General features: G+C 75.6%; 1 protein-coding gene. It reads right to left on the reverse strand.

Annotated elements, in window-relative coordinates; all coding sequences use genetic code 11:
• Window position 1: 1 nt before the first annotated feature.
• Window positions 2–14,554, reverse strand: a complete 14,553-nt coding sequence (locus tag HUT10_RS51000; RefSeq protein WP_254896888.1) for a type I polyketide synthase — start codon at window positions 14,552–14,554, stop codon at window positions 2–4.
• Window positions 14,555–14,557: the final 3 nt, after the last annotated feature.

Raw genomic sequence — 14,557 nt, forward strand, 5'->3', positions numbered from 1 at the left:
CTCACGAGGTCCGGAAAGTGCTGTCGATGAAGTCGAAGAGCTCGTCGTCGTCGGCGCCGCCCAGGTCGGTACCGCCGGCCAGCTCGGTCCACCGGCTCAGGAAGCCCCTCAGGCGCGCGGTGATCTCGTCGCTCGCCGGGACCCGGGCCAGGTCCGCTTCGGTGACGCCGGCGAACGCGGCCTCGAGCCGGTCGAGTTCGTCGAGGAGCCGGACGCCGTCCCGCGGGCCGCCGAACCGGCGGTCGAGCTCCTCGGCCAAGTCGGCGGCGGTCGGGTGGTCGAAGGCGAGGGACGCGGGCAGGCTGAGCCCGGTCCCGGCGCCGAGCCGGTTGCGCAGCTCGACCGCCATCAGGGAGTCGAAGCCGAGTTCCTTGAACGCGCGCTCGGGGCCGATCGCGGCGGCCGAGGTGTGCCCGAGCACGCCCGCGACCTGCTCGAGAACGAGCGTCAGCAGCTCCTTCGGCCGCTCCCCCGCCGGCAGCGAGGCGAACCCGGTCGGTGCCGGTTCCGGCTCGGCCAGCGCGGCCCGCACGGCGGGGAGCTCGGCCAGCAGCGGCCGCGGCCGGGCCGCGGTGAACACCGGCGCGAACCGGGCCCAGTCGACGTCGGCGACGACGACGGCCGGGTCGCCGGCCTCCCAGGCCCGCCGGAAGGCCGCGACGCCGTGCGCCGGGTCGATCGGCGGCAGCCCGCGCCCGCGCAGCATCCGGACGGCGTCGGCGTCGGCGGCCATCCCCGAGCCGGCCCACGGGCCCCAGGCGATCGCGGTCGCGGCCAGCCCGCGGCCCCGGCGCTCTTCGGCCAGCGCGTCGAGGAACGCGTTGGCCGCGCCGTAGACCGCCTGCTCGCCGCTGCCCCACACCCCGGAGATCGAGGAGAACAGCACGAACGCGTCGAGGTCGTGGCCGCGGGTCAGCTCGTCGAGGTGCCGGGCGCCGGCCACCTTCCCGGCCAGGACCGCGGACACCTCCTCCGGCGTGACCGCGGTGAGCGGGCCGTGCTGGCCGGTGCCTGCGGCGTGCACCACCGCGGTCAGCGGCAGTTCGGCCGGGATCGCCGCGAGCACCCCCGCCAGTGCGCTCCGGTCCGCCGCGTCGCAGGCGGCGAGCGTGACGCGGGCACCGAGCGCGGACAGTTCCGCGGCCAGCTCGGCCGCACCGGGCGCGTCGGCGCCGCGGCGGCCGGTGAGGACGAGGTGCTCGGCGCCCGACGCGGCGAGTTCCCTGGCGACCGCGGCGCCGAGGGCACCGGTCCCGCCGGTGACCAGCACCGTGCCGCGGGGCCGCCAGTCCCGGGCCGCCCGGGCCGGTGCGGGCACGAGCCGGCGGGCGAAGACGCCGTCCGGCCGGATGGCGACCTCGTCCTCGGTGCCGTCGGCGAGGACGGCGGCCAGCCGGGCGCCGGCCGCCGCGTCGAGGGTTTCCGGCAGGTCGGCGAGGCCGCCCCAGGCGGACGGCAGCTCCAGGGCCGCGATCCGGCCGAAGCCCCAGGTGGTCGCCTGGTCCGGACGGGAAACGTCCTTGGCCGCGCCCCGGGTGAGGCACCACAGCCGGGCCGGGATCCCGGCGTCGGCGAGGGCCTGGGTGAGCGTGAGGTTGGCGGCGAGCCCGACCTCGGCCGCGCCACCGAAGGCCAGCAGGGACACGATCCCTTCGACGTCGGCGTGCTCGCGCAGCAGGGCCGTCAGCGCGACGCGGTCCCCGGCACCGGGGACGACCACCGGCTCGGCGCCGTGGGCGGCCAGCACCTGCGCGACCTCCTCGGCGGGGCCGTCGCCGACGACGAGCCAGCGTCCGGTCAGCCGTCCCGCCGCCGCGGCCACGGGACGCCAGGTGACCCGGTACCGCCACCCGTCCACATCGGACTTCGGCGGCGCGGCTTCGAGCCAGAACCGCGACCGCTGGAACGCGTAGGTCGGCAGCTCGGTCCGCCGGGCGCCGTCGATGAGTGCCGAGGCGTCGAGCGGGAACCCGGCGGCCCGCAGCCGCGCGAACGCGGTGACCACGGCCCGCGGCTCGGCCTCGCCGTCCCGCAACGCCGGGATCGCCGGGACGTCGGCGATCCCGGCCGCCATCGCCGCCAGCACGCCGTCCGGGCCGACCTCCAGGAACGTGCCCGTCCCGAGGCCGGCCAGGGTCGCCACGGCGTCGGCGAACCGGACGGTCTCCCGCACGTGCCGCACCCAGTAGTCCGCGGTGAACGGCTCGGCGAGCACACCGGTCAAGGTGGACACGACCGGGATCACCGGCTCGTGGTGGGTCAGGTTCGCCGCCACCGCACCGAAGTCCGCCAGCATCGGGTCCATCAGCGGCGAGTGGAAGGCGTGGCTCACGCGCAGCCGCTTGGTCTTGACACCGCGGGCCGCGAACTCGCCCGCGAGCGCCAGCACGGCCGTCTCCGAGCCGGAGACCACTGTGCTGTCGGGCCCGTTGACCGCGGCGATGCCGACGTCGGCGGGCAGCACCGCCAGAACGTCCGCTTCGGACGCCGCGACGGCGACCATCGCGCCGCCCTCGGGCAGCGCCTGCATCAGGCTCGCCCGCGCGGTGACCAGCGCGCACGCGTCGGGCAGCGACAGGACGCCGGCCACGTGGGCGGCGGCCAGCTCGCCGATCGAGTGCCCGGCCACGAAGTCCGGCCGGACGCCCCAGGACTCGACGAGCCGGAACAGCGCGACTTCGAGGGCGAAGATCGCCGGCTGCGCGTGCCCGGTCTGGTCGAGCCGGTCCCCGTCGATGTCCCCGAGGAGGGCACGCACCTCGTCGTAGGCTCGCGCGAACACCGGGAACCGCGCGTACAGCTCCTCGCCCATCCCGGGCCGCTGCGCGCCCTGCCCGGTGAAGAGCACGGCCAGGCGGCCGGGCGTGCCGCTGCCGGTGATCGCGCCGAGGTCGCCCGCGGCGAACGCGGCCAGCCCGGCGAGCAGCTCCGGGCCGGTCTCGCCGACGACGGCGGCGCGGTGGCCCAAGTCGGCCCGGGCGGTGGCCAGGCTGAGCGCGACGTCGGCGGGGGCCACGTCGCGGCCGTCGAGGAACTCGTGCAGCCGGGCGGCCTGGGCGCGCAGGGCGGCCGGGCTCTTGGCCGACAGCACCCACGGCACCGGCCCGGCGACCGGCTCGCGGTCCGCGACCACGGCGTCCCGGGCCTGTTCGAGGATGGTGTGGGCGTTGGTGCCGGAGATGCCGAACGACGAGACACCGGCGCGTCGCGGCCCGTCGGAGGTCCACTCGCGAGCCTCCGTCAGCAGTTCGACCGCACCCGCCGTCCAGTCCACCCGGGACGTCGGGACGTCGACGTGCAGGGTCCGCGGCAGGACGCCGTGCCGCATGGCCATGACCATCTTGATCACGCCCGCGACGCCGGCCGCGGCCTGCGTGTGGCCCAGGTTCGACTTCACCGAGCCGAGCCGCAGCGGCTCGCCGCGGTCCTGGCCGTAGGTCGCCAGCAGGGCCTGTGCTTCGATCGGGTCGCCGAGTTTCGTCCCGGTGCCGTGCGCCTCCACCGCGTCCACTTCGGACGGTGACAGGCCCGCGTCCGCGAGTGCCGCACGGATCACCCGTTGCTGGGCCGGGCCGTTCGGCGCGGTCAGGCCGTTCGACGCGCCGTCGGAGTTCACCGCCGAACCCCGCACCACGGCGAGCACCGGGTGGCCGTGGCGCCGCGCGTCCGAGAGCCGCTCGACCAGCAGCAGGCCGGCGCCTTCGGCCATGCCGGTGCCGTCCGCGCCCTCGGCGAACGCCTTGCACCGGCCGTCCCCGGCCAGGCCGCGCTGCTGGCTGAAGGCGAGCAGGACACCCGGGGTCGGCATCACCGTCACGCCGCCCGCGAGGGCCAGGTCGCACTCGCCGCTGCGCAGCGCCCGCACCGCCAGGTGCAGCGCCACCAGCGACGACGAACACGCCGTGTCCACCGTCAGCGCCGGGCCCTCCAGGCCGAACACGTACGACAGCCGGCCCGACGCCACCGACGACGTGCCGCCGGTCATCAGGTGCCCTTCGAGGCCGTCGGTGGCCGCGCCGGCGCCGTAGCCGGAGGTGGCCGCGCCGACGAACACGCCGGTCCGGCTGCCCCGGACCGACAGCGGGTCGATCCCGGCGCGTTCGAACGCCTCCCACGTCGTTTCCAGCAGCAGCCGCTGCTGCGGGTCCATGGTCAGCGCCTCGCGCGGCGAGATGCCGAACAGCTCCGGGTCGAACCCGGCCGCGTCGGCCACGAACCCGCCGTGGCGCGTCGAGATGCGCCCAGGCGTGCCGGGTTCCGGCGCGTACAGGCCGTCGAGGTCCCAGCCGCGGTCGGCGGGGAACGGCGAGATCGCGTCGACGCCGCCGGCCACCAGCGACCAGAGGTCCTCCGGCGAGGCGACCGAGCCCGGGTAGCGGCAGCTCATCGCGACGATCACCACCGGGTCGTCCCCGTCGGCCGCCGCCGGAGCCACCGGCGCGGGTGCGGGCTCGGCGACACCGCCGAACAGCCCGGTCCGCAGGAAGGCCACCAGCGCGGCCGGGGCCGGGTGGTCGAACACGAGCGTCGCGGGCAGCCGCAGGCCGGTCGCGGTGCCGAGGCGGTTGCGCAGCTCGACGGCGGTCAGCGAGTCGAAGCCGAGCTCGGCGAACGAGCGGCCCGGCTCGATCTCGGCCGCCGTGTCGTGCCCGAGCACCGCGGCCACGTGGTCGCGGACCAGTTCCAGCAGCCGCCGGTCGCGTTCGGCGGCGGGCAGCGGCCCCAGCCGGGCGGCCAGGTCGCCGCCGTCCGGCGCCGCGGTGGCCGCGCGGCGGGTGCCGCGGACGAGCCCGCGCAGCAGCGGCGGGACCGGGCCGGCCGCCGCGGAGAGGTCGAGCCGCGCCGGGACGGCGAGGGTCTCGCCGCGGGCGATGGCCGCGTCGAACAGCGCCAGGCCTTCGGCGTCGGACAGCCCGGTCATGCCGCCCCGCGACATCCGGGCCAGGTCGGTGTCGCCGAGGTGCCCGGTCATCCCGCTGGCCTCCGCCCACAGGCCCCAGGCCAGTGACAGGCCCGGCAGGCCGAGCGCGCGGCGGTGCGCGGCCAGTGCGTCGAGGGCGGTGTTCGCGGCCGCGTAGTTGCCCTGCCCGGCCGTGCCGAACACGCCGGCCGCGGCCGAGAACAGCACGAAGAGCGCGAGGTCGGTGTCCCGGGTGAGTTCGTGCAGGTTGACGGCGGCGGCCACCTTGGGGCGCAGCACCTTCGCGAGGCGGTCGGGGTCGAGGCCGGTGACCAGGCCGTCGTCGAGGACACCGGCGCTGTGCACGACCCCGGTCAGCCGACGGCCGGCCAGCACGGCGGCGAGCGCCTCCCGATCGGCCGCGTCGCAGGCGACGACGGTGACGTCGGCACCCAGCGCGGTCAGATCGGCGGTGAGCTCCGCGGCACCGGGCGCGTCCGGGCCGCGGCGGCTGAGCAGGAGCAGCCGCCGGACGCCGTGCGCGCTCACCAGGTGGCGGGCGATCCGGGCGCCGAGCGTGCCGGTGCCGCCGGTGACGAGCACGGTGCCACCGGTGTCGAGCGGCCGCGGCAGCGTGACGACGTTCTTGCCGACGTGCCGGGCCTGGCTGATGAACCGGAACGCCTCCGGCACCTGCCGGATGTCCCAGGTCCGCCGCGGCAGCGGGGTGAGCACCCCGGCCTCGAAGAGCCCGGCCAGCTCACGCAGGATCTCCTGCAGCCGCTCGGGTCCGGCTTCGATGAGGTCGAACGCGCGGTAGCGCACACCTTCGTGGACGCGAGCGACTTCGCCCGCGTCACGGACATCGGCCTTGCCCATTTCGACGAACCGGCCGCCCCGCGGCAGCAGCCGCAGGGACGCGTCGACGAACTCGCCGGCCAGGGCGTCGAGGACGACGTCGACCCCGCGGCCGCCGGTCGCCGCGCGGAAGTGGTCCTCGAAGGACAGCGCCCTGGAGTCTCCGATGTGGACGGTGTCGAGCCCGAGTTCCCGCAGCACGTCGTGCTTGCCGCGGCCGGCGGTGGCGAACACCTCGGCGTTCTTCCAGCGGGCCAGCTGCACGGCGGCCATGCCGACGCCGCCCGCGGCCGCGTGGACGAGCACCGACTGGCCCGCTTCGAGGCCGCCGAGGTCGAACAAACCGTAGTAGGCGGTGGCGAAGGCGACGGGCACCGACGCGGCGTCGGCGAAGCTCCAGCCCTGGGGTATCGGCGTGACCAGGCGGTGGTCGGTGACCGCGACCGGGCCGAGCGCACCGGTGAACAGCCCGGTGACGCGGTCGCCGGCGGCCAGCCCGCGCACCCGCTCCCCGGTCTCCAGCACGACACCGGCGGCCTCGCCGCCCATCAGCGCCTGGCCCGGGTACATCCCGAGCGTGATGAGGACGTCGCGGAAGTTCAGCCCGGCCGCGCGGACCTCGACGCGGATCTCGTCGGGGCCGAGAGCCGTCTCCGGCACCGGGAACGTCGCCAGGCCGTCGATCGTGCCGGTGCCGGTGGTGCCGACGCGCCAGCCGCGATCCGCCGGCAGGGCCAGCTCGGTCGCCGGGCGGGCCAGGCGCGGGACGAGCAGCGTCCCGGCGCGGGCGGCGACCTGCGGTTCCCCCGAAGTGAGCGCGGTGCCGATGGCGGCTTCCCGGGCGGCCCGCTCGTCGACGTCGACGAGCACGAACCGGCCCGGGTGCTCGGACTGGGCCGCGCGGACCAGGCCCCAGGCCGGAGCCTGCGCCAGCGCGGGCACCGGGTCGCCGGGCAGCGCGGCGACCGCGCCGGTGGTGAGCACGACCAGCCGGGCGTCCGCGAACCGGTCCCCGGCCAGCCATTCCTGCACGGTGGTGAGGACCTGGTCGACGCCGGTCACCGGCAGGACGACCGCGTCCGGCACGGCGTCGAGGTCGGCCAAGGGGCCGGAGAGCCAGCTGAACTCCGGGACGTCACCGTCGGCCGTGAGCGGGATCCATTCCGTGCGGAACAGCGCATCCGGTGTTTCGTCCACTGTGGACGAAACGACCTGGAACGCCAGGGAGCCGATGCGCGCGACCGGGTTCCCGGCCGCGTCCGTCGCCACGACGGAGACCGCGTTCGGCCCGGCCGCGGCCAGGCGGACGCGCAGGGCGGTGGCCCCGGTGGCGAACAGGGCGACGTCGGTGAAGGCGAACGGCAGCCGGGCCTGGCCGTCGTCGGGGAAGAACCCGCCGAGGCCCAGCGCGTGCAGAGCCGCGTCGAGCAGGGCCGGGTGCACGGCGAACGCGTCGGGGGACGGCAGCTCGACCTCGGCGAACACCTCGCCGTCGTGCCGCCAGGCCGCGCGCAGGCCGCGGAAGGCGGCCCCGTAGCGGTAGCCGGCGTCGGCGAGCGCGGCGTAGTGGCCGTCGACGTCGAGGGCCTCGGCACCGGCGGGCGGCCACTCGGCCGGGAGGCCGCCGGGATCCGGGGTGCCGGGGGCCAGGACGCCTTGGGCGTGCCGGGTCCAGCGGGCGCCGGGCCGGTCCGGGCGGGCACTGACGGTCAGGCCACGGCGGCCGTCCTCGCCCGGCGCGTCGACGACGAGCTGGAGCTGGACGCCGCCGGTCGCGGGCACGGACAGCGGCGCGCCGAGGGTGAGCTCTTCGACGGTGCCGCAGCCGGCGTGGTCGCCCGCGTGGATCGCGAGTTCGGCGAAGGCGGTGCCGGGCAGCAGGGCGGCCCCGCGGATCTCGTGGTCGGCGAGCCACGGGTGGGTCTGCCGGGACAGCCGTCCGGTGAGCACGAGCCGGTCCTCGTCGGCGAGGGTGACGGCGGCGCCGAGCAGCGGGTGGTCGACGGCGCCGAGGCCGAGCCCGGCGGCGTCGCCGGTGCGGGCAGCCGGGCGGGGCCAGTACTGCTTGCGCTGGAAGGCGTAGGTGGGGAGGTCGACGGCGTGGGCGCCGGGGAAGGCCGGGGTCCAGTCGACCCGGACGCCGTGGACGTGGGCCTCGGCGAGCGCGGTGTGGAACCGGGTCAAGCCGCCGTCGTCCCGCTTCAGAGAACCGATCGCGACGACGTCCTCGCCGAGCGCCATGGTCAGCACCGGGTGCGGCGACGCCTCGATGAACGTGCCGAACCCTTCGCCCTTCAGTCGCTCGATCGCCTGGTCGAGGCGGACCGTGCTGCGGAGGTTGGTGTACCAGTACTCGGCATCCACCCGCTCGTTCCACTCACCCGTCACCGTCGAGAGGAAGGCGATCTCGCCTTCCCGGGGCGTGATCGGAGCCAAGACATCGAGGAGTTCGTCCCGCAGCTGCTCGACCTGCGACGAATGGGACGCGTAGTCCACCGGCACCCGCTTGGCGCGGATGCCGTCGGCTTCGCAGGAAACGATCAGCGCGTCGAGGGCCTGCGGTTCGCCCGAGACCACGACCGCGGCCGGCCCGTTCACCGCCGCGACCGAGAGACCTTCGGTCAGCCGTGCTTCGACGTCGGCGAGCGGCGCGGCCACCGAGACCATCCCACCCCGCCCGGCCAGCGCCAGGATCGCCTTGCTGCGCAACGCCACCACGCGCGCGCCGTCCGGCAGCGACAACGCGCCCGACACCACCGCAGCCGCGATCTCGCCCTGGGAGTGGCCGACCACCGCGTCCGGCACCACACCGAACGAGCGCCACAACTCCGCCAGCGACACCATCACCGCGAACAGCGCGGGCTGCACCACGTCGACCCGGGTCAGCGCTTCGGCGTCGGCCAGTACTTCCCGCAGCGACCAGTCCACAAAGGAACTCAGGGCGGCCGCGCACTCGTCGAGGCGTGCCGCGAACACTTCCGAAGACTCCGCGAGTTCGAGCGCCATCCCGGCCCACTGCGAACCCTGCCCGGGGAAAACCAGGGCGACCTTGCCGGGATCGCCGGTCGCGCCGGTGACCACGTTCGCGGCCGGAGCGTCCTCGGCCAGCGCGGTCAGGCCGGCCGCGAGGTCGCCGACGACGACCGCGCGGTGCGGCAACGCAGCCCGGGTGGTGACCAGGGAGAAGCCGACATCGGCCGGGGACTCGTCCACGCGGGTGAGCAGCGCCTGCGCCTGTCCGCGCAACGCCTCGGCGGACCGGGCCGACAGCACCCACGGCACCGGTCCCGGTGCCGCGGTCGGCGTGGTTTCGGGTTGGGGCACGGCCTCCAGGACCGTGTGCGCGTTGGTGCCGCTCATGCCGAACGACGAGACCGCCGCCCGCAGCGGGCGGTCCGCCGTCCACGCGCGCGCCTCGGCCAGCAGCTCCACCGCACCGGCCGACCAGTCCACATGGGACGAAGGCGCGTCGACGTGCAGCGTCCGCGGCAGCACGCCGTGGTGCATCGCCATGACCATCTTGATCACCCCGGCCACGCCCGCCGCCGCCTGGGTGTGGCCGATGTTGGACTTCACCGAACCGAGCCACAGCGGCAATTCCCGCTCCTGGCCGTAGGTCGCGATCAGGGCCTGGGCCTCGATCGGGTCGCCCAGGGTGGTGCCGGTGCCGTGCGCCTCGACCGCGTCGACGTCCGAAGCGGATAGACCGGCGTCGGCCAGCGCGGCGCGGATGACCCGCTGCTGGGCCGGTCCGTTGGGGGCGGTCAGGCCGTTGGACGCGCCGTCGGAGTTGACCGCCGAGCCGCGGACCACGGCCAGGACCCGGTGGCCGTGGCGACGGGCGTCCGACAGCCGCTCCAGCAGCAGCAGGCCGGCGCCTTCGCCCCAGGCCGTGCCGTCCGCGGCGTCCGCGAACGCCTTGCAGCGGCCGTCGGCGGCCAGGCCGCGCTGGCGGCTGAACTCGACGAACGTGCCCGGGGTGGCCATCACGGTGACACCGCCCGCCAGCGCCATCGAGCACTCGCCGAGCCGCAGCGACTGGACCGCCAGGTGCAGAGCGACCAGCGAAGACGAGCACGCCGTGTCGACGGAGACGGCCGGCCCTTCCAGGCCGAAGGTGTAGGCCAGCCGCCCGGAGGCGACGCTCGCCGCGTTGCCGGTGGCCAGGTGGCCCTCGAGGACGTCGGCCGAGTCCAGGAGCAGCGTCGTGTAGTCGTGGCTGTTGGTGCCGGCGAACACGCCGGTCCGGCTGCCCCGCACGGTCGCCGGGTCGAGGCCGGCGCGCTCGAACGCCTCCCACGCGAGCTCCAGCAGGAGCCGCTGCTGCGGGTCCATCGCGAGGGCTTCGCGCGGCGAGATGCCGAAGAACCCGGCGTCGAACCCGCCCGCCGCGTCGAGGAACGCGCCTTCGGTCACCGTCACCGAGCCGAGCCGCGCGGGGTCGGCGTCGTAGAGGTTCTCCAGGTCCCAGCCGCGATCGGCCGGGAAGCCCGACACCGCGTCCGCGCCCTCGGACACCAGGCGCCACAGGTCCTCCGGGGAGGCGATCCCGCCCGCGTACCGGCAGCTCATCGCGACGATGGCGATCGGCTCGCCGTCGGCCGCGGACACCGTCGTGGTGGCTTCGGCGGCCGCGTCGCCCAGCACCCCGGCCCGCAGGTGCCCGGCGAGGGCGCGGGGCGTGGGCCAGTCGTAGACGAGCGTCGCGGGCAGCGCGAGCCCGGTCTCCATGCGCAGCGCGTCCCGCAGCTCGATCGCGGTCAGGGAGTCGAAGCCGATGTCCTGGAACGCGCGGTCCGGGGCGACGGCGGCGGCGCTGGGGTGGCCGAGCACCGCGGCGGCCTGGTCGCGGACCAGCTGGAGCAGCACCTCGTCGGCGACGGCCGGGGACAGGCCGCGCAGCCGGGTGACGAGCCCGCCGGGTTCGGCGGCCGGCTCGTCGACGACGGCTTCGGGGATCGTGGTCAGCAGCGGGCTCGGCCGCCGGGAGGTGAAGGCGGCGGTGAACCGGGGCCAGTCGACGTCGGCGACGGTCACGTTCGTGTCGCCGCCCGCGGCCCGGAGCAGGGCCGAGACGGCCGCACCCGGCTCCAGGGCCCGGAGGCCGCGGCGGAGCAGGTAGTCCTCGGCGTCGTTGTCGGCGGCCATCCCGCCGTCCGCCCACGGGCCCCAGGCCACCGCGGTGGCGGCCAGGCCGCGGGCGCGGCGGGCTTCGGCGAGCGCGTCGAGGTAGGCGTTGGCCGCGCCGTAGCACCCCTGCTGCCCGCTGCCCCAGACCCCGGCGATCGAGGAGAACAGGACGAACGCGTCGAGGTCGGTGTCGGCGAGGAGGTCGTCGAGGTGGCGGGCGCCGGTGGCTTTGGCCGCCCACTGCCTGGCGAAGTCGTCCACTTCGGACAGCGGGGCGGAGCGCACCACCCCCGCGGTGTGCACGACGGCGGTGAGCCCGGGGCTGACCCGGTCGAGCAGGTCCGCGACGAAGTCCCGGTCCGCGACGTCGCCGGCCGCGAACGTCACCCGGGTGCCGAGTTCGGCCAGCTCCGCACCCAGTTCGGTGGCGCCGGGCGCGTCGGCACCCCGGCGCGAGACGAGCACGAGGTGGTCGGCGCCTTCGCGGGCGAGGCGGCGGGCGACGTGCCCGCCCAGCGCGCCGGTGCCGCCGGTGACGAGCACCGTCCCCCGCGGAGTCCACTGCGGACCGGACGCCGGGGGCGCGTGCTCCAGCCGGCGGCCGAACGTGCCTTCCGCGCGGACGGCGACCTGGTCCTCGTCCCCGCCGAGCAGCGCACGGAACCGCTCCGGGTCCACAGTGGACGAGAGGTCGATGAGGCCGCCCCAGCGGCCGGGGTGTTCGAGCGCGGCGACACGGCCGAGGCCCCAGACGGCGGCCTGGTCCGGGTCCGGCCCGGGATCGGCGCCGGTGACCCGTACGGCGCCCGAGGTGACGCACCACAGGGGCGCCTCGATCCCGGCCTCGCCGAGGGCACGGAGGAGGCCGACGGTCCGTTCCGCACCGGCGCCGCTGAGCACGACGACCGGCTCGAGGCCGCGGAGCTCCTCGGCGGTGACCGGGCCGTCGAGCCGCACGACACGGCCGTCCCACCCGGCCAGGGCGGCGTCCAGCTCCGGGGACGGGTCGACGACGAGGCAGTCACCGGCGAGGTCCGGGCTGCCGGTGGGCGTCAAAGCCGTCCAGGTGACCCGGTACCGGTCGGCGGTACGGCCTTGCCGGGCGGGGGCGGGCCAGAACCGGCTCCGCTGGAACGGGTACGTGGGCAGGTCGGTCCGCGGCCCGGCGGGCAGGTAGGCGGCCCAGTCGACGGCGCCGCCGCGGACCCACACCCCGGCGAGCGCGGTCAGCAGGGTCCGTTCCTCCGGCCGGTCGCGGCGCAGCGCCGGGACGGCGGCGCTGCCGACCATGGCGCTGAGGACGCCGTCGGGGCCGAGTTCGAGGAACGTGCGGACGCCTTCGGCTTCGAGGGTGGCGACCCCGTCGGCGAACCGCACGGCCTCCCGGACGTGGCGCACCCAGTAGTCCGCGGTGAACGGCTCGGCAAGAGCACCGGTCACGTTCGAAACCACCGGAATCTCCGCCGGGTGATACGTCAGGGTCTCCGCCACCGCACGGAACTCGGCCAGCATCGGGTCCATCAACGGCGAATGGAACGCATGACTCACCTTCAACCGCTTCGTCTTGACGAACCTCGCCGCGACCTCCAACACCGCAGCCTCATCACCCGAAATCACCACCGACTCCGGCCCGTTCACCGCCGCAATCGACACACCCTCGGACAGCTCAACGTCACCCTCCGACGCAGCAATCGACACCATCGCCCCACCGACCGGCAACGCCTGCATCAACGACGCCCGCGCCGCAACCAACCGACAAGCATCCTCAAGAGACAACACCCCAGCCACATGCGCCGCCGAAATCTCCCCGATCGAATGCCCCGCCACAAAATCCGGACGAACACCCCACGAAGAAACCAACCGGAACAACGCCACCTCGACCGCGAACAACGCCGGCTGCGTGAACTCCGTCCGCTCCAACAACGAAGAATCCTCGAACGCCTCACGCAACCCCGGACCGAAATGCGCCAGCACGGTATCGAACGCCGAAGCGTAAACCGGGAACCGCTCGTACAGCTCCCGGCCCATCCCGGCCCGCTGCGCGCCCTGACCGGTGAACAGCACCGCGAGCCGGCCGTCTTCCCGGACCTCTCCGGTGACCACCTTCGCGTCGAGGACGACCGCGCGGTGGTCGAGCGCGGTGCGCGTGATCAGCGTCCGGGCGACATCCGCGGGATCGGCGGTCACCTCGGCGAACCGGGAAAGCTGCGCCTGCAGGGCTTCCGGGGACTTCGCCGAGAGCACCCACGGCGTCAGCGTGCCCACCGGCGCCTCGGCGGGCACCGGCTCGGCAGGCGGAACCGACTCGAGGATGGTGTGCGCGTTGGTGCCGCTGACGCCGAACGACGACACCGCGGCCCGCAGCGGGCGGTCCGCGCGCCACTCGCGCGGCTCGGTCAGCAGCTCCACCGCACCGGCCGACCAGTCCACATGGGACGAAGGCGCGTCGACGTGCAGCGTCCGCGGCAGGACACCGTGGCGCATCGCCATGACCATCTTGATCACCCCGGCCACGCCCGCCGCCGCCTGGGTGTGGCCGATGTTGGACTTCACCGAGCCCAGCCACAGCGGCGCCGTCCGGTCCTGGCCGTAGGTGGCCAGCACCGCCTGCGCCTCGATCGGGTCGCCCAGGGTCGTGCCGGTCCCGTGCGCCTCGACCACGTCGACGTCCGAAGCGGACAGCCGGGCGTTGTCGAGAGCCGCCCGGATCACCCGCTGCTGGGCCGGGCCGTTCGGGGCGGTCAAGCCGTTGGAGGCGCCGTCGGAGTTGACCGCCGAACCGCGCACCACGGCCAGGACGTCGTGCCCGAGGCGCCGGGCGTCGGACAGCCGCTCCACCAGCAGCACGCCGGCGCCTTCGCCCCAGCCGGTGCCGTCGGCCGCCTCGGCGAACGCCTTGACCCGGCCGTCCGGCGCGAGCCCGCGCTGGCGGCTGAACTCGACGAACGTGCCCGGCGTCGCCATCACCGTGACCCCGCCCGCCAGCGCCAGGTCGCATTCGCCCTGCCGCAGCGCCTGCGCGGCCAGGTGCAGTGCGACCAGCGACGACGAGCACGCCGTGTCGACGGTCAGCGCCGAGCCCTCGAACCCGAACAGGTAGGCGAGCCTGCCGGAGACGACGCTCGCCGCGTTGCCGGTGCCGAGGTAGCCCTCGACGTCTTCGGCCGACGAGCGCAGCAGGGTCGGGTAGTCCTGCCCGTTGGAGCCCATGAACACGCCGGTCCGGCTGCCGCGCAGCGCCGCCGGGTCGATCCCGGCGCGCTCGAAGGCCTCCCACGACGTCTCCAGCAGCACCCGCTGCTGCGGGTCCATCGCCAGGGCCTCGCGCGGCGAGATCCCGAAGAAGCCGGCGTCGAAGAGGTCGGCGTCGTGCAGGAACGCGCCTTCCCTGGCGTACGTCGTGCCCGCGCGGCCGGCGTCGTCGAACAGCGCCGCGGTGTCCCAGCCGCGGTTGGCGGGGAACGCCGAGACGGCGTCCCCGCCGCGGGCCACCAGGTCCCACAGCCCCTCCGGCGAGCGCACGCCACCGGGGAACCGGCAGGCCATCGCGACGATGGCGATCGGCTCGGTCGCGGCCTCGACGAGCTGCCGGTTCTGGCGGCGCAGCCGCTCGGCCTCCTTGACGGAGGCACGCAGCGCGTCGAGCACCTTCTCGGGCGTGGCCATGGT

It is taken from the genome of Amycolatopsis sp. Hca4 (assembly GCF_013364075.1).
Lineage (GTDB): Bacteria > Actinomycetota > Actinomycetes > Mycobacteriales > Pseudonocardiaceae > Amycolatopsis.

Excerpts from the sequence above, each read along its gene's own strand:
- HUT10_RS51000 (WP_254896888.1), bottom strand. The coding sequence starts at position 14,554 with ATGGCCACGCCCGAGAAGGTGCTCGACGCGCTGCGTGCCTCCGTCAAG.